Raw genomic sequence first — 16,660 nt, forward strand, 5'->3', positions numbered from 1 at the left:
ACCTACAGTTTCCCGACGCGCGACCGGGGTGACACCCGCGGAGAGTAGACCGGAATGAAGCGGAACATCATCGCCGCGCCGGCGAACGACGTCGCGCCCAGAGCGGCGAATGCCCACCCGAGTGGGAGCACCGCGGCGAGTAGACCGATCGCGAGCGGCCCACCGAACATGCCGGTGTCGTGAGTCAATCGCCATGCAGCGAGGAACTCGGCGCGTTCTTCGGGCGGGGCGATATCGGCACCGAGGGTCATGATCACGCCGTTGCCCAGCCCGTTGCCGATCCCGTTGCCGATCCCCATCACGACAGCGACCACGGTCAATCCCACTGCACCCGTCGAGAACGGCAACAGTAGGTACGACACACCGATCACCGTCAGCGAAGGCACCGCGACCAGCCTGCGGCCGTATCGGTCCATGATGTGTCCGGCCGGGTACGAGCACAGCAGGTCCACGGCCGCACCGATACCGAAGATCACACTCACCTGGGCTGCATCCAATCCGAGGTGCAATGCCCACAATGGAAGAACGGCCTCACGCGAAGCGCGGGCGGCGCCCATCAGAAGGGAGCCTGTCCCGAGCGTCGACAGAGCGGCACGATGACGGCGAAGGATCTCCGGGAGCGTAACGTGTCCGTGATCGCTGTTGCCTGCCTGCACCTTTCGTGGCGGGTCGGGAACGCGGGCCATCAGCGCCCCGGCGAGCACGACGCCCACCAACTGGACAAGGAATCCTCCGCGCGCTCCCACCAGGAGAATCACGCCGGCCCCGATGAGCGGTCCCAGGAAGAAACCCAACCGCCACATCGCAGCGAACGACGACATTGCTCGGGCCCGTAGACCGAGTGGCACGGTCTCGGCGAGGTAGCTCTGCCGCGCAAGGCCCCACACCGCATTCGCCAATCCGGTCAACAGTGCGCCGATACCGAGCATCCACGGAGTCTGTGCAAGGAGACAGATCACCACTCCTGTTGCACCCAAGGAACTTCCGCCGATGATCGACCTACGCTCACCGAAACGCGACACGATCCTGCCGGCGGGGAGGTCACCGAGTACGGCGCCCAAACCACCGAGTGCAACGATCAGGCCGGCGACGGCAACCGAGGCACCCAGGTCGCGCGCGGTGACGGCCATGATGGGGGCAGCCGCACCCTGACCGATCCCGAAGATGGCCGCCGGTACGAAAACCGTTGTGACCAGTGGCTTGAGACCGGCAATCGCCGGCTGTTCCTTGGGCAGTGTTTCCGTCACGCGCTCACTTCTGCCGCGTCAGCGGCCCGCGAGAACCGATTCGCCGGACGATCGAGGCCGTAGTGACCCCGCAGGGTGGATTCCGTGTATTCGGTCCGGAAGAGCCCACGCGCCTGCAGAATCGGCACGACCCGGTCGACGAACACCTCGAGCCCTCCGGGCAGATAGGGCGGCATGATGTTGAAGCCGTCCGCGGCGCCCTTGTCGAACCATTCGGTCAACTCGTCCGCGACCTGCTCCGGTGTCCCGGCAAATGTCCGATGCCCACGGCCACCGCCGAGTTTGCCGATCAGTTCACGGACGGTGAGGTTTTCGCTCTCCGCAAGGTCTTTGACGAGCTGGTATCGACTCTTGTTTCCTTGGATGCGATCGATGTCCGGCAACGGGGGCAACGGGGCATCCAGCGAATGCTCGGTGAGGTCGACGCCCACCATGTTCGAGAGTTGGCGCAGCGAGTACTCAGGTGAGATGAGATCCGTGAACGACTGCTCCAGTGCCTTGGCTTCTTCTTCCGTATCCGCGATGAAGGGAACGATGCCTGGCAGCACCTTGATCTCGTCGGGACTACGCCCGTACTTGATCAGCCGCGCTTTGAGGTCGGTGTAGAAATCCTGCCCCTGCTCGAGTGTTCGTTGAGCGGTGAACACGGCCTCGGCATACTTCGCCGCGAAGTCCTTACCGCTCTCGGAGGAACCGGCTTGCACGAGCAACGGACGTCCCTGTGGAGACCTCGGCGAATTGAGCGGGCCAGCCACCGTGAATCGTTGACCGTCATGGTCGATGCGATGGACACGATCAGGATCGGCGAAGATTCCGGTCTCTTCGTCCAGGACAACTGCCCCCTCTTCCCAGCTGTCCCAGAGTCCGAGCGTCACGTCGAGAAACTCCTCGGCGCGCTCGTAACGACCGCTGTGCGTCGGTACCGCATCGAAGCCGAAGTTCGCGGCCTCGTCGGCGCCGGCCGACGTCACGATGTTCCACCCGCCTCGTCCACCACTGATGTGATCGAGGGAAGCGAACTTCCTTGCGAGAGTGTACGGATCGCTGTAACTGGTCGACGCGGTTGCAATCAGTCCCACCTTGTCGGTGGCCGCAGCGATCGCCGACAGCAAGGTGACGGGTTCGAAGATCGCCTGGGTGTTGTACTTGACCCGCGGGCCGACTGCTAGACCGTCGGCGAAGAACACCGAGTCCAGCTTTCCACGCTCGGCGATTCTCCCCAATTCCTGGAAGTGCTTGACGTCCAGGAGGTTGGCCGCGTTTGTGCGTGGGTGGCGCCACGCCGCCTCATGATGGCCGACGCCCATCAGGAAGGCGTTCAGATGAAATTGTCGTTCGGACATGAGTTCGCAGAATCTTTCCGTGAATGTGTGGTCAGGTGGTGACGCGCCAGCGCGAGAGCCGACGTTCGATCAGGACCAGAATCGCGTTGATTGTCAGACCCAACAACGAGATCGCGACGATGCCCGCGTACATGTTCGGGATCTGGAAGTTGAGTTGTGAAGCGGTGATCAGATACCCGAGACCGGCTTTGGCCCCGACCATTTCGGCGGCGATCAGCACGAGAATCGACGACGCGGCTGCCATGCGGATACCCGTGAAGATCGTGGGAACAGCGGCGGGCAGAACCACCTTCTGAAACAGCCGAATCGAGGAGAACCCCAGCGAGGCAGCGGACTTGATCAGCAGCGGATCGACCGTGCGCACACCCGAAATGGTGTTGAGCAGGATCGGGAAGGTGCAGGCGTAGATCACCAGGGCGATCTTCGATTCCTCACCGATTCCGAGAATCAGCACGAAGACGGGAAGCAGCGCCAAGGCTGCTGTGTTGCGGAACAATTCGAGAATCGGGTTGAGGAAGTCGGAGACCGGGCGGTACCAGGCGATCGCAATTCCCAACGGAATCGCGATCGCGATGGCCACGAAGAAGCCGGTCAGCGCACGCGTCAGACTGGCGGAAACATGCTCTTGCAATTGTCCGTTCTCGGCGAGGGTGAAGAATGCGGACACAACTTCGGTGAAGGGCGGGAGGAAGACCTTGTCCACCAGCCCGAGCCGAGGTGCCGCTTCCCAGATCCCGAGGAAGATCGCGATCGCAATCGACGGCTTGGCAATCCGCCAGGCGGTGGAACCAATGTAGCGCGCCGCCTTGCCGCCGGCCTGGCTCCGCTGCGCAACGTCAGGTGTTTTGTCGGCCAACGGTTTCGGGGTGGCGACCACCTCCGGCGTCGCCAATGCGCTAGACATGTGCAACCTCCTTGGCAGGATCGAGTTCGCCGGCCCGAGCGCGCTCGACTTCACCGTGCAGCAGCGTCCAGATCCGGTGCCGGAACACACGGAACTCCTCACCTGATCGCACGTCGTCGCCGGACCGGTCGATGTCGATGTCGACGATCGTCTTGACGCGCCCCGGGCGCGAAGTCAGTACTGCAACACGTTGCCCGAGGTAGATGGCCTCGTCGATTCCGTGGGTGATGAACAGGATCGTCTTGCCGGTGGCCTTCCAGATGCGCAGAAGCTCGTCCTGCAGCGACTCTCGCGTCTGTGCGTCCAGCGCTGCAAATGGTTCGTCCATCAGCAACACTTCGGGGTCGAATGCCAGGCTGCGGGCGATCGCGACTCGCTGCTTCATTCCACCGGACAACTCGTGCGGATAGCGATCCGCGAAACCTTGCAGACCGACCAGTTCGAGGTAATGCTCGGCGAGCTCGCGTCGCTCGCTCTTCTTCACGCCCTTCGCTTCGAGTCCGAACTCGATGTTGTGACGTGCAGTTCGCCATGGAAGCAGCGCGTATTGCTGGAAGACGATTCCCCGATCCAAGCCTGGGCCCGTGATCTGCTTGCCGTCCAGAAGGATTCGACCGGAAGTGGGCGAACTGAGTCCTCCGAGGAGGTCCAGCAGAGTCGACTTGCCGCAACCACTCGGCCCGACGAGGACCAGGAACTCCCCCGGCGCCACGTCGATGTTGATGTCCTCGACCGCGGTGAAAACTTCGTCGGTCCCACGAATGTCGAACTGTTTGGTGACGTGCTCGAGCCGTAGTTTCGGTTCTGTGCTCATTTTGCTGCCTCCAGTGCCTGTCCGTCAGCGCCGCTGTCGGGTGAATACGTTCCGTTGGCGTACGGGTTGAATTCGTTCGTGTAGATGTCCGACGGCTTCAACTTTCCTTCTTCGAGTTCGCCGTTACGGGTGAGCCAGTCGATCCACGTGCTGATCTCGGCATCGGTGATCGTTCCGCCTGGACCGGCGACCCCCGGGCTCTTCCAGTAGCTGATGAGCTTGGTGTCCTCGTTGCGTCCGCGGCTGTTGATGATCGACGTCAGCTTCGCGACCACTTCTTCTCGTGGGTGTGTCTGCGTCCAGCGGATGGCCCTCGCTGTTCCCTGCACGAAATCGGCGACCGCCTCCTTGTTCTGCGCGATGTAGTCGTCACGGAACACCAACGTGCCGTAGGTGAACGAGCCGAACAACGATTCGTCCGTGAACAGCTCACGAAGGCCACCACGTTCTAGCGCGGAGTCACGGAAGACCGAGCCGAGGGTGGCGACGTCGATCTGTCCCTGCCGCAACGCTTGTTCCGTGTTGACCGGCGGAACGACGATCAATTCCACCTGCTTGATCTCGTCCGGCGTAAGTCCCTGCCGCGCAAGCCATTCACGGACGACGAACTCGTGGTGCGCACCGAGGGTGTTCATCCCGACCTTCTTGCCGATCAGGTCCTTCGCCGATTTGATCGGACTGTCGTCGAGTACGTAGTACCCGTTGAAGCTCTCCTTGTCGGAGCCGTAGTACCCGATGACCGAGGTGATCGGTGAACCCGCGGAAGCCAACTTCACCACCGCCCCGTTGAACGCTCCGCCGAACTCGGTTTGACCGGTCGCTGCGTTCTGAATGCTCTGAGGGCCGCTGGTCGTATCGCCGATCCAGTTGAGCTCCACGTCGTTGAAGTAGCCGAGGTCAGCGGCCAGTTCGGGGTAGATGACCTGTCCGGTGCTGCCCTCGTACCGCAGGACGGTCTTGCCGTCGGCGGTCTTGACCACTTCGTCGGAGGAGCCCGAGCAGGCAACGGCAAAACTGGACAGAGTGACAAGAGCGACGACCGCGGCTACCGAGCGCGCGAAACGAGGGCGAATCATGAAGTTGCTTCCTGTAGAAGATGATTGGTTCAGTTCTCGGCTACACCTGTCCGGAGCGCCGTGTGCGGCGCTCGGCACAGGCAGGTGTGGGGAATGTCAGTTCAACGACAACAGTTGAGCGACATGAGCGGGAAAGACCGAAACACGTGAGACTCCAATGAATGTGCAGACAGGATCGAGCCGTGAGCAGTGCCGAAACCATACGTCGGCACCCACTACCTGGGTCAACGGTTACATTCATGCCGGATTTAATGTGTGAGGTCCGTATCATGAGGGCATGCTTTCGCCGACGACTGCGCAGGACTTCGAGCAACACCGTGGCCACCTGACGTCGGTGGCCTACCGTCTCACCGGAAGTTTCAGCGACGCTCAGGATGCGGTGCAGGAAGCGTGGATACGGCTTCAAGTTGCCGAAAACACGCGAGGCGACGAATTGCAGATCCGCGAACTGCGCGGATGGCTCACCACAGTTGTCGGCCGAATCTGCCTCGATCATCTCAAATCGGCCGCGGTCAGACGAGAAAGCTATGTCGGACAGTGGCTTCCGGAGCCGATCGTCACGCCCGTCGACGCCACCGCGGGCACACCCTCAGCGACACCCGATCCGCTGGAGTACGTCGTGACGCAGGAACAGAATCGTTTTGCTGCCCTCGTCGTCCTGGACACCCTTACTCCCGCTCAACGCGTTGCCTTCGTCCTGCATGACGGCTTCGACGTGCCCTTCGCCGAGGTTGCGCGCATCCTCGACATCGAAGTAGCCACTGCCCGTCAGTTGGCCTCGCGGGCCCGTAAAGCCGCAGCGTCGGCGCCGGTCCCGGTCAGTAGCGAGGAGCATGCTGCTGCCGTCGAGCGATTGGTGACGGCTATCGCGAGTGGAGATCTGAACGCCGTGATAGGTGCGCTCGATCCCGATGCCGTCCTGATCGGTGACGCAGGCGGAACTACCCGCACGGCTGTCAACATTGTGCGCGGCAGCGATCGTGTCGCGCGGTTCTATCTGGGATTGGCCCGCAAGTACGGACCGGCAGCGGTGTTCTCGATGTCACCGGTTCTCGTCAACGGACAGCTCGGCGGTGTATTCGCCGGCTCACCGGGGGACGACCAGTACCCGCAGTTCGCCGCTCGCGTTGCCGGCTTCACTGTCCGCGACGGAGTTGTGTGCGCAGCCTACGACATTGCGAATCCAGCCAAGTTCAGCGCTGTGCCGATGCTCGATCACACCGAACCCGAACGCAAGTAGCGAGACTCCCATTCCTCGAGGTGTGATCTGGACACCTGCGTGCCGAACCACAGTCGGTGCAGTACATCCGATCCCAGATGGTGCAATTCGGTGTGCGTCCTCCACTGCTGCGACGCCCACTCGGGTTCGTTGTGGGCGGCGTCGATCCCGGCCATCGCGCTACCTCGCAGTTCGAAGTCCAGGTCCCGTCGAAGCTCCGAAAGCTCCGACCAATTCGCCTGTGGTGCATAGTGCCTCGCGCGAAGTTCGGTCAGCAGCTTGAACAGGACGCTACTCGCCCGTTCGTCGACCCAGATCAGAGTGCGTCGATGCGCACCGCGCCCCACCGTCCACAGGACCACCAACGCCACGACGACGCCGATTGCCGTCTCGAGCATGCGGCTGAGGATCAGATGTCGGACGGTCCCGTGCGCACCACCGGCCGCGCCGAGGAGAATCGCGAGGGCGGTGATGAAGATGACGGCTATCCCGTAATTCCGCACCAGGAACAGCTCGATCCCCGCCATCAGGACTGCAAGTACCGCCACCAACCACAGACCGGTCGGACTCCAGGAGTAGATGGCACCCAACAGAATCAACCCGAGGACGGTCCCACCGATGCGGTGGATTCCGCGATAGGTGCCCAGTATTCGATCCGGTCCTTGATGAAGGACCATCGCCGCGGCGATCACCGCCCAGTCCGGGCGATCGATGCCGAGCAGGACGGTGAGGGTTCCCGCCGCCATACAGGCAATGGACAGCCGAAGTGCCGTCACCGACGCTCGGCTGGACGGATTGCAGGCGCGGAGGAACCGATATCGGATCGTCGGGTCGGGCAGAGGCGGGTGGGCCCCGACCTCGTCGACGTCGAACGCGGGGTCCGCCATGAGCTCCGGATCGTGGTCGTCGGAGATCGCTCTGGCCATCGAGATCTGCGCTCGTTCGAGTTCACGGGTCAACGGGTGGTCTTTCCCGACGATTGCGCCGCGGTAAAGGCACTGCCACGCGTCGTGCAGCCGAAGTGCTGCAGCGTGGCGTTTGTCTCGCGTGAGTTCGGGTGGGGCGTACCTCGCCTGAGCGTCCGTGTACTCCGCAACGGCCGAGACGGCTGCCTGTACAGCGCTGCGTTCGACAGCTCTCGGTGCCCACAGGATTCCCGTCATCGAGACGACCACCGCGCTGATCCCACCGATTGCCGTCCACATCGCGACCTCGACCGGCGGCTGACCGGGAGTGGCGATCACGGAACTGATCTCGGTGGTGAGCAACAGAAAGAACGCGCCCGGTGGACCCAATCGAAGCGCGTCGACGGTGAAGGCGCAGGTCGACACCACGACGGCCATGATCAGCACGACAAAGACCAGCAGCACCGTCGGCGCTCCCTCAGCGATGGCTCGGTGGACGGGCTCACCAACCGATGCCCCGACGAAGGACAGGATCGTCAGCGCCGTCGCAGCGATACCGACTGCCTTCCACCTGCTCCGGTACGGACGACCCTCACCGTAGATCGATGCAAATGCACCGAGGCCGACCAGGAGCGAAGCAGACCCGAATCCGAGCAGTGTGGCGATGGCCGCCGGAATCGCCAGGGCTAGGGCGACGCGAACCGCTCCGGGGTACCTGTTTCCCACCGGCGGCAATCCGAACAGGACGCTGCGCGCCGGCCGCGGAGCCGGGAGGTTGGACTCGTGACCCGCTGATGTTTCTTCGGGGTCCACTGCCCATCCTTCGCGCCGGCCTGTTCGTGTCTGTGTCCTCCCATTCTTGCGGGCGGCCGACGTGGAATTCGAGGCGGGTCCGGAGGTCGATTCGACCACCCCTTTATTGACACTATGTCAACAGTGTGGATGATAGGTGGAGTCGGATCCGCTCGCGGGTCGCACTTCATCGATCGGGAGAATCACGATGACGCAAGGATCTACCGCAACCCGGACCGCAGAACGACGGTCCCCGTGGATGGACGACGAATTGGAGGCCGTGGCCGACCTGGCAAGGAACTTCTTCGCCAAACACGTCACACCGCATCAGAAACGCTTCGCGTCCCAAGGTTTTCCCGACAAATCCGCATATCGAGAACTCGGGGCGCTCGGGCTCGCCGGCATGTCGATCCCCACCGAGTACGGCGGCGGAGGAGGAACTTTCGCGCACGACGCCGTGCTGTTCCACGAGCAGGTCATGGCGGGTGATCATTCACTCCAACTCGGCGTGCACTCGGGAATCGTGCCGCACTACCTCAATGCCTACGCCGATCACGAGCACAAACTGCGCTGGCTACCGAAGCTGGTGAGTGGCGAGTGGGTGGGCGCAATCGCCATGACCGAGCCCGGCACCGGATCCGACTTGCAGAACATCACCACCCGAGCCGTCCGCGACGGTGACGACTATCTGATCAGCGGCGCAAAGACCTTCATCTCCAACGGTCGCAATTGTGATCTGGTGATCATTGCCGCCAAGACCGATCCCAGCCTCGGAGCGCGTGGAGTGTCGCTCATCGTGGCCGAGGTCGATGACAACACACCGGGTTTCGAGCGCGGGCGAATACTCGAGAAGGTCGGACAGAAGGGCCAGGACACCACCGAGCTGTTCTTCGACCGCTTGCGGGTGCCTGCAACAAACCTGCTCGGGGACCGCGAAGGCACAGGGTTTGCCCAGCTGATGCAGCAGCTACTGCCCGAACGATTGATCTGCGGAGTTGCAGCCACTGCGGCAATGGAGCGTGCAGTCGCCCTCACCGTCGAGTACACCAAATCCCGAAACATGTTCGGGCAAAAGCTCTTCGATCTGCAGAACACGCGCTTCGAACTTGCCGAGTGCGCGTCCATCGCTCGTATCTCACGAACGTTCATCGACGACTGCATCGTCAAATACCTTGCCGGGCAGCTCGATGCGACTACCGCCGCGATGGCCAAGTACTGGCTCACCGATCAGCAGTGCGCCGTGATCGACCGCTGCGTGCAACTACACGGCGGGTACGGCTACATACTCGAATATCCCATCGCTCAGATGTATGCCGACGCTCGTATTCAGCGAATCTACGCCGGATCGAACGAAGTCATGAAGGACCTCGTGGCGAGATCACTCTGAGCAATCAGGAATCCGCCTCGCACGCCGGCAGAACGTCACGCACGATGGCGAACAAACTGCGTACCAGCAGAAGGTGCACCTGTTCGCGGTCGAGCGCTCCCGTCACCAACCACTGCTTACTGGCAGCCTTCGCCAAGCCTCCGTACGCCACGATCATCGAATGAACAGCAGCCTCGCTGCCTTCACTCGGTCGAATCTCGAGCGCATCCATCATGCGTCGCGCAGCAACGTCGTCAGCATCCTGCAGGATCCGATCCATCTCGGGATCACGGCGGAGGTCGTCGGACATGACTGTCGAGATCCACATGTCGCGATGACGCCAGGCGACGTCGAGCCACCGATCGATCACGGCGCCGATCCGCTTCTCCTGGCTCGCCGATCGCGGAATGCGGTCCACCGCCACTTCGGGAATGAAGACGAACCGCCGCACGACGTCGAGATACAACTCCCGCTTGGAGCCGAAGTAATGATTGAGCAGCGGACGTCCGACCCCAGCCGCCTTGGCCAACTCGGTCATCGAGACGTCGGCAAAAGACTTCTCCTCGAAAACCTTTGCCGCGCTGACAATGATCTGCTCACGCCGGTCTTCGGGACCGAGACGCCTTCCGCCTGTGGCCGACGCGGACGTCATTCTTTTCTCGCGGGCGTGCTGTTGACCGTCGCCTGCGCCTCGACCATGAGCGAAATGTGCTCCACCAAACGCTTTCGAGAGATCTTGGAGGACGGGGTGTGCGCCTGATAGATGAACGCGAGGGCACCGAACAGCCCCACCGAATTGAGTTCGGAGTTCGCGGAGTCGGTTGCCTCGCCGCCGTACATCAGCTCGAGCGACGCGGAAATCGGATTCGTGAACTCCGCCATCAATTCTCGCCCTCGATCCCACAGCGCAGGTTCCGCCTGGGATTCGACGAACATGATGCGTCCACGTCGAGGATCTTTGAATACGTAGTTGGTGAAGGCCTTCACCACGTGGCGGATCAGGGCCGACGGTTCGGAAGGCGCCGCCTCGAGAGCGTCCAGAATAGTGTCACGCGCACCGAGAACGACCTCGTCGAGCACGGCGACCAGCAGTTCGTCACGGTTGGCGAAGCTCTCGTAGAAGTACCGTTCGGTCAGCGCGGCCTCGCGGCAGGTCGCACGCATGGTCGCGGCGGCCGCTCCCTCGGTACCCATGATCTGCAACCCGGCTTCGATCAGCTGTGTCCGGCGCGCGGCGCGGCGATCTTCCGGTTCCTGCCCACGCCACCTGCGCGGGCCGGTGCGCCGAGCCTCGGTATCCGTCATGTCCCCATGTTCTCACTGACCGGCAGCGCTCTCGACCTCAGGTTATCGCGGCGACCTCCGCAAGCGAACTGACATCGCCCGATGTCAATCAGTTGAATTCTGACATCAACCGCTGTTGACATCACTTGATGTCAGACTTACTCTTCGTTCAGTTGTTCACGCACCAATCAGGAGGCGTCACACATGGTCGACATCGACCCAACCTCGGGGCCATCGGCCGGTGACGAGGAAACTCGAGCTCGCCGAACACGAGTCGTCGTCATCGGAGCCGGTTTCGGCGGCATCGGAACGGCTGTCCGCTTGAAGCAGTCCGGGATCGACGACTTCGTCGTTCTGGAACGTGCCGCGGAGCCCGGGGGAACCTGGCAGGTCAATACCTACCCCGGTGCACAGTGCGACATCCCGTCGATTCTGTACTCGTTCTCGTTTGCGCCAAATCCGAACTGGACGCGGCTGTATCCGCTACAGCCCGAGATCTACGACTATCTCCGGGATTGCGTCCATCGCTTCGGACTGGCCGGTCATTTCCACTGCAACCAGGACGTGACAGAAGCTTCGTGGGACGAGCAAGCCCAGATCTGGCGGGTACACACTGCGGAAACCATGTGGGAGGCACAGTTCCTGGTCGCGGCCACCGGCCCGTTCAGTGCCCCCGCCACACCCGACCTTCCCGGGCTCGAATCGTTTCGTGGTCAGATGTTCCACACCGCGGACTGGAACCACGACCACGACCTTCGCGGTGAGCGGATAGCCGTGGTCGGCACCGGCGCCTCTGCGGTGCAGATCATCCCCAGACTGCAACCGCTCGCGGACACGTTGACCGTGTTCCAGCGGACACCGACGTGGATCCTGCCGCACCCGGATCAGCCGATGACCGGCTGGCCGAGCGCTCTCTTCGAGCGGGTGCCGCTCACCCAACGACTGGCACGCAAGGGACTTGACCTGCTCCAAGAAGCCCTGGTACCCGGATTCGTGTACAAGCCGTCACTGCTCAAAGGGCTGGCCGCACTCGGCCGAGCACACCTTCGCCGGCAGGTGCGGGACCCGGAGCTTCGCGCAAAGCTGCTCCCCCACTACGCATTCGGATGCAAGCGTCCGACGTTCTCGAACACCTACTATCCCGCGCTGGCGTCACCCAATGTGGAGGTGGTGACGGACGGAATCGTCGAGGTGCAGGAGCGCGGAGTCCTCACCGCGGACGGCGCCTTCCGGGAAGTCGACACCATAGTCATGGGAACCGGCTTTCGTATGGGAGACAACCCGTCGTTCGACATCATCCGGGGCAAGGACGGCCGCAGCCTCGCGCAGACGTGGAACGGCAGTGCCGAGGCCTTCCTCGGCACCACCATCAGCGGGTTTCCGAACTTCTTCATGATCCTCGGCCCCAATTCCGTGGTCTACACCTCGCAGGTCGTCACGATCGAAGCGCAGGTCGAGTACATCGTGAGCTGCATTCTTCAAATGGACGAGGGCGGCATCGGCAGTATCGACGTCCGGGCAGACGTGCAGAGAGAGTTCGTGCGCGCGACCGACCGCCGACTCGCCACCAGCGTGTGGAACGCCGGCGGGTGCAGTAGTTACTACCTCGTCGACGGCGGCCGCAATTACACCTTCTATCCCGGATTCAACCGATCCTTCCGCACCAGGACCAAACGAGCCGACCTCGCTCACTACGCGCAAGTACAACCCGTCTCGTCCGAATCACTCACCACTGCCCGAGAAACCGTGAGGAGCCGATAATGCTCGGCATCAACGCCTTCCGAGGCACACCCGTCGTCGCACCGTCCGGCGCGCGCCGCTACACCGACGAAGCACATGCGATCGCCGCCCGTGACGTCGAATTCGACTGGGACGGCGTACCACTGCATTACGTGCCGAACGAACCGATGGTCACCCACGTCATCAACTTCATGCATCTCGTGTTGCCCGAGGGAGAGCGGGCCATGTCCGCAACGCTCGCCGAAGCGCTCCCGCTCATCGAGGACCCCCGCCTGCACGAAGAGGTGGTGGGATTCGTCGGCCAGGAAGCAACACACGCGTCGTCGCACAAAGGTGCACGCGAGCATCTTGCGGACCTCGGCATGGACATGAAACCGATGTCACGCCGGATGGACTGGCTCGTGGACAAGATATTGGGCGACAAAGGATTGACCGGAAAAGCCAAGCACGCCTGGCTCTGTGAACGTCTCGGCTTGTTTGCCGCGATGGAGCACTACACGGCGGTGGTCGGGGAATGGCTGCTCACCGATCCCGCCCTCGAAGATGCCGGCATGCACCCGACGATGCTCGACATGGTCAAGTGGCACGGCGCCGAGGAAGTCGAGCACCGCAACGTGGCCTTCGACGCCTACATGTACGTGGACGGTAGCTACGCCCGCCGCGTTCGCACGGCGCTGCTCGCCAGCTTCACGTTGTTCGTGTTGTTCATCGCCTCGATGAACTACCTCTTCCGGCAGGACCCGTCGAAGGCGAAGGGCCGCCTGTGGCCTCTGCAACTGATCAGCGCCACTCGCCGCGGCCTGGTCCCGAACATGAAATTCCTGATCACCGAGATTCCTCCGTATCTGCGGCCGAGCTTCCATCCGTCCCAGATCGGGGACATGGACGTAGCCATGCGCTACCTCGCTCGCTCACCTGCCGCCAATCGTTCTTCCGAAAAGAGTGAAGGATGAACAAGACGACTGCCGACCGTCCTCACGACGCACAAGACTTCACACCGACCCGGTCGTTGAGGATTGCCGCACAGGCGACGAGCGCATACCGTCGAATCTTTGCGTCAAGTCCTGCAGCGCAGATACTTTCGCGTCCCAACCCGGTCCGCTACAGCGGATTCGACATGACGCTGGACGTGAAGTCCGTCCGGTTCGAGTGCGCAGACGTCCTGAGTGTCACCTTGACCCCGAGGGAAGGAATCACCCTGCCGTCGTGGATTCCCGGCGCTCACCTAGACGTCATTCTCCCCTCGGGAAGGCAACGACAGTATTCGTTGTGCGGAGACCCCGACGACTTGACCTCGTATCGGATCGCCGTCCGGCGGATCGACGAAGGCGGGGGCGGCTCCCGCGAGATACACGAGTCGCTGAAACCCGGAATGGTTGTCGACGTACGAGGGCCGCGGAATGCATTTCCTTTTGTCACTGCTCCGTCGTACCTCTTTGTTGCGGGCGGAATCGGGATCACTCCGATACTTCCCATGGTGCAACGCTGTCACCGCCGCGGAGTCCCGTGGCGATTGGACTATCTCGGACGAACTCGGGCAGCTATGCCATTCCTGAACGAGATCGAGGAGTATTCCAGCGGCCGGGTAACCATCCGACCCGACGACGAGCTGGGTCCGACGGATATCGGAACACTCGTCGCTGCTGCGGATCCCGGTGCCGCGGTGTACACGTGCGGACCGGTTCCGCTGATGAACACGGTGCGTGCGGCAACTTTCGCCGCCAACCCGACCGGATCGGTGCACAGCGAGAGGTTCTCCCCACTCCCGGTAGTCGACGGCAAGGAGTTCACGGTGCATCTGGCGCGCACCGGTCTCACCGTCGATGTGGGCGAGTCCGAAAGCGCCTTGGCTGCAATACGACGCGTACTTCCCGGAGTAGCGTATTCATGCCAACAGGGCTTCTGCGGTACATGCAAGGTCCGGGTGCTCTCCGGGACCGTCGAGCATCGAGACACCCTCCTCACCGAATCCGAACGTACTGGTTCGATGTTGACCTGTCGATCACGTTCCACCGGTGGGTCTTTGGTGGTGGACCTGTGAAGGGAAAATTCTCTCTTTCTGCGGCCGACGCAGCCTTCATCCGCTCCGCTCCGCTGGTGATCACTCACCGGATCGAATCCGAAGCGACATGTGAAAGCTTGTGGCAGACGTTGACCTCGGACGGAGCGCTCACGTCGTGGGCGCACGGGATCACCGGAGCCGACTGGACCTCGGACAGACCATTCGGCGTCGGGACTACGCGAACCGTGCGAGCCGGCGCTTTTGCTGCACTGAACGAGCGATTCTTCCGCTGGGACGAGGGGCGCCGGATGTCGTTCTACGTGGAGTCGGCGTCACTTCCGGGGTTCAAACGCTTCGCTGAAGATCTGGTGTTGGAACCGACTTCGACTGGCAGCCGCCTCACCTGGACGTTCGCTGTGCAAGCGCAGCCGTGGTTCGCCCCCATTCTGACTCTGTCCCGACCGATCCTCCAACGCGTCACCCGCGGCTGGGCCGACGGCGCCGTCCACCACACACTTCAAGGAACTCCACGATGACGGCGACCGAGATCGACACGACCACACAGGCGTCCGACGACACGGTGACACAGGCAGTGCGCGACGCCCGTACTGCTTCCGAGTGGTGGGCAGAACTGACATTCGAGCAACGTGCTCGTCGACTGGATCGGTGGCGAGGAATCATCGCTCGTCGCGCATCCGAACTCGCCGACGTCGTGCACCGGGACATGGGCAAGCCGCACCCTGACGCGATGCTCGAAATCGCCATGGCACTAGAACATCTCGCGTGGGCGTCGAAGAATGCCCGAAAGGTATTGGGCAGGCGCAGCGTCCGCTCCAGTTTGTTGACGGTCAATCAGGCCGCCTCGGTGGAGTATCGACCTCTCGGGGTGATCGGTGTGATCGGTCCGTGGAACTATCCGGTCTTCACCCCACTCGGTTCGCTCTCGTTCTCGCTGGCTGCAGGCAACGCCGTGGTCTACAAGCCGAGTGAGTTCGCACCGGCAGTCGGGCAATGGTTGGGCCGCGCCTTCGCCGAGGTCGTCCCTGAACATCCTGTGCTGCAGGTCGTCACGGGCGATGGTTCGGTCGGCGCGGCACTGTGCCTGGCCGGTGTCGACAAGATCGGGTTCACCGGATCGACCGCGACGGGCAAGAAAGTCATGGCAGCGTGCGCCGAGACCCTCACACCGGTGTTGATGGAATGTGGTGGTAAGGACGCGCTCATCCTTGATGCCGACGGAAATGTCGGTGCCGCCGCGGATGCTGCGGTGTGGGGAGCATTGTCCAACTCCGGTCAAACCTGTCTGGGCGTCGAGCGTGTATACGTGCACGAACATGTCTACGGCGAGTTTATCGACAAGACAATCACTTTGGCTGCCCGAGTTCATGCGGGTCCGGGTGCCGAAGACAAGATCGGTCCGATCACCATGCCCTCGCAAGTGGCTGTAATCCGGCGCCACATCGACGACGCGATGTCGCGGGGTGGACGTGTCGTTCTCGGAGGGCTCGGCTCGATCTCCGGCCAGTACGTGCAACCGACCATCATGGTCGACGTCCCCGAAGACAGCCTCGCCGTCACGGAGGAAACTTTCGGCCCGACGATGACGATCACCAAGGTCGCCTCGATGGACGAGGCGGTGGAGTTGGTCAATGCGTCGCCATACGCATTGGGAGCAAGCGTGTTCGGCAAGGACGGAGCGGCTGTTGCCGATCGGCTCCGATCCGGAGGAGCGTCGGTGAACTCTTACGTGATGTATGCCGCGGTTCCCAACCTGCCACTGGGTGGGGTCGGAGCATCTGGTTTCGGACGCGTTCACGGCCCAGATGGTCTGAAGGAGTTCACCTACGCTCGTTCGACGACTCGGCAACGATTCCGTTCGCCCTTACCACTGACGACGTTTCGAAGGACCGCCCGAATCGACTGGCTGGTCAAGGTTCTCATCCGCGCACTACACGGAAGGCACTGAAG

General features: G+C 62.4%; 15 protein-coding genes. 7 read left to right on the forward strand and 8 right to left on the reverse strand.

Annotated features, from left to right (window positions below):
* Positions 1 to 2: 2 nt before the first annotated feature.
* From RhoBH5_RS08495 to RhoBH5_RS08515, 5 genes are read right to left on the reverse strand one after another with little or no spacing between them, the layout of a single operon-like run.
* Entirely contained in the window at positions 3 to 1,247 is a 1,245-nt protein-coding gene (locus tag RhoBH5_RS08495) for an MFS transporter (RefSeq protein ID WP_270008153.1), read from the reverse strand.
* A complete protein-coding gene (locus tag RhoBH5_RS08500) occupies positions 1,244 to 2,590 on the reverse strand; it encodes an LLM class flavin-dependent oxidoreductase (RefSeq protein ID WP_270008154.1) in 1,347 nt (448 codons plus the stop codon). Before RhoBH5_RS08500 ends, RhoBH5_RS08495 begins: the two co-directional genes overlap by 4 nt.
* A gap of 31 nt (positions 2,591 to 2,621) precedes the next feature.
* Positions 2,622 to 3,494, reverse strand: coding sequence for an ABC transporter permease (locus RhoBH5_RS08505; protein WP_050654731.1), 873 nt, complete (start codon positions 3,492 to 3,494; stop codon positions 2,622 to 2,624).
* The gene (locus RhoBH5_RS08510; protein WP_003940477.1) at positions 3,487 to 4,308 is read right to left on the reverse strand and encodes an ABC transporter ATP-binding protein; all 822 of its coding nucleotides are present in this window, start codon (positions 4,306 to 4,308) and stop codon (positions 3,487 to 3,489) included. The genes RhoBH5_RS08505 and RhoBH5_RS08510 overlap by 8 nt, the downstream gene beginning before the upstream one ends.
* Positions 4,305 to 5,384 carry an ABC transporter substrate-binding protein gene (locus RhoBH5_RS08515; protein WP_050654732.1) on the reverse strand — a complete coding sequence of 360 codons (1,080 nt, stop codon included), beginning with the start codon at positions 5,382 to 5,384 and terminating at the stop codon, positions 4,305 to 4,307. The genes RhoBH5_RS08510 and RhoBH5_RS08515 overlap by 4 nt, the downstream gene beginning before the upstream one ends.
* 277 nt (positions 5,385 to 5,661) lie before the next feature.
* Here RhoBH5_RS08515 and RhoBH5_RS08520 point away from each other — a divergent pair, with 277 nt between their 5' ends.
* Positions 5,662 to 6,624 carry a sigma-70 family RNA polymerase sigma factor gene (locus tag RhoBH5_RS08520; protein ID WP_073512661.1) on the forward strand — a complete coding sequence of 321 codons (963 nt, stop codon included), beginning with the start codon at positions 5,662 to 5,664 and terminating at the stop codon, positions 6,622 to 6,624.
* Here RhoBH5_RS08520 and RhoBH5_RS08525 read toward each other — a convergent pair.
* Positions 6,600 to 8,321, reverse strand: coding sequence for an FUSC family protein (locus RhoBH5_RS08525; protein WP_270008155.1), 1,722 nt, complete (start codon positions 8,319 to 8,321; stop codon positions 6,600 to 6,602). The two genes, RhoBH5_RS08520 and RhoBH5_RS08525, sit on opposite strands and share 25 nt — an antisense overlap.
* Positions 8,322 to 8,508: 187 nt before the next feature.
* On the opposite strand from RhoBH5_RS08525, the gene RhoBH5_RS08530 reads away from it, so the two are divergent.
* Positions 8,509 to 9,687, forward strand: a complete 1,179-nt coding sequence (locus tag RhoBH5_RS08530) for an acyl-CoA dehydrogenase family protein (RefSeq protein WP_047271188.1) — start codon at positions 8,509 to 8,511, stop codon at positions 9,685 to 9,687.
* A 4-nt stretch (positions 9,688 to 9,691) separates the two neighbouring features.
* Here the strand turns inward: RhoBH5_RS08530 and RhoBH5_RS08535 are convergent, their stop codons facing one another.
* A complete protein-coding gene (locus tag RhoBH5_RS08535; RefSeq protein ID WP_270008156.1) occupies positions 9,692 to 10,318 on the reverse strand; it encodes a TetR/AcrR family transcriptional regulator in 627 nt (208 codons plus the stop codon).
* Positions 10,315 to 10,971: a TetR/AcrR family transcriptional regulator gene (locus RhoBH5_RS08540; RefSeq protein WP_007733534.1), complete on the reverse strand. Its 657-nt coding sequence runs from the start codon at positions 10,969 to 10,971 to the stop codon at positions 10,315 to 10,317. Before RhoBH5_RS08540 ends, RhoBH5_RS08535 begins: the two co-directional genes overlap by 4 nt.
* A gap of 183 nt (positions 10,972 to 11,154) precedes the next feature.
* Here RhoBH5_RS08540 and RhoBH5_RS08545 point away from each other — a divergent pair, with 183 nt between their 5' ends.
* Genes RhoBH5_RS08545 through RhoBH5_RS08565 form a run of 5 tightly spaced genes read left to right on the forward strand, consistent with a single transcriptional unit; the run spans position 11,155 to position 16,658 of the window.
* Positions 11,155 to 12,711: a flavin-containing monooxygenase gene (locus tag RhoBH5_RS08545; RefSeq protein WP_270008157.1), complete on the forward strand. Its 1,557-nt coding sequence runs from the start codon at positions 11,155 to 11,157 to the stop codon at positions 12,709 to 12,711.
* Positions 12,711 to 13,643, forward strand: a complete 933-nt coding sequence (locus RhoBH5_RS08550; protein WP_003940129.1) for a metal-dependent hydrolase — start codon at positions 12,711 to 12,713, stop codon at positions 13,641 to 13,643. Before RhoBH5_RS08545 ends, RhoBH5_RS08550 begins: the two co-directional genes overlap by 1 nt.
* On the forward strand, positions 13,640 to 14,731 hold the full coding sequence (locus RhoBH5_RS08555; RefSeq protein ID WP_007733536.1) for a PDR/VanB family oxidoreductase: 1,092 nt from the start codon (positions 13,640 to 13,642) through the stop codon (positions 14,729 to 14,731). Before RhoBH5_RS08550 ends, RhoBH5_RS08555 begins: the two co-directional genes overlap by 4 nt.
* Positions 14,728 to 15,228, forward strand: a complete 501-nt coding sequence (locus RhoBH5_RS08560) for an SRPBCC family protein (RefSeq protein ID WP_007733538.1) — start codon at positions 14,728 to 14,730, stop codon at positions 15,226 to 15,228. Before RhoBH5_RS08555 ends, RhoBH5_RS08560 begins: the two co-directional genes overlap by 4 nt.
* A complete protein-coding gene (locus tag RhoBH5_RS08565; RefSeq protein WP_047270965.1) occupies positions 15,225 to 16,658 on the forward strand; it encodes an aldehyde dehydrogenase family protein in 1,434 nt (477 codons plus the stop codon). The genes RhoBH5_RS08560 and RhoBH5_RS08565 overlap by 4 nt, the downstream gene beginning before the upstream one ends.
* Positions 16,659 to 16,660: the final 2 nt, after the last annotated feature.

This window comes from Rhodococcus sp. BH5 (assembly GCF_027583855.1).
Taxonomy (GTDB): domain Bacteria; phylum Actinomycetota; class Actinomycetes; order Mycobacteriales; family Mycobacteriaceae; genus Rhodococcus_F; species Rhodococcus_F qingshengii.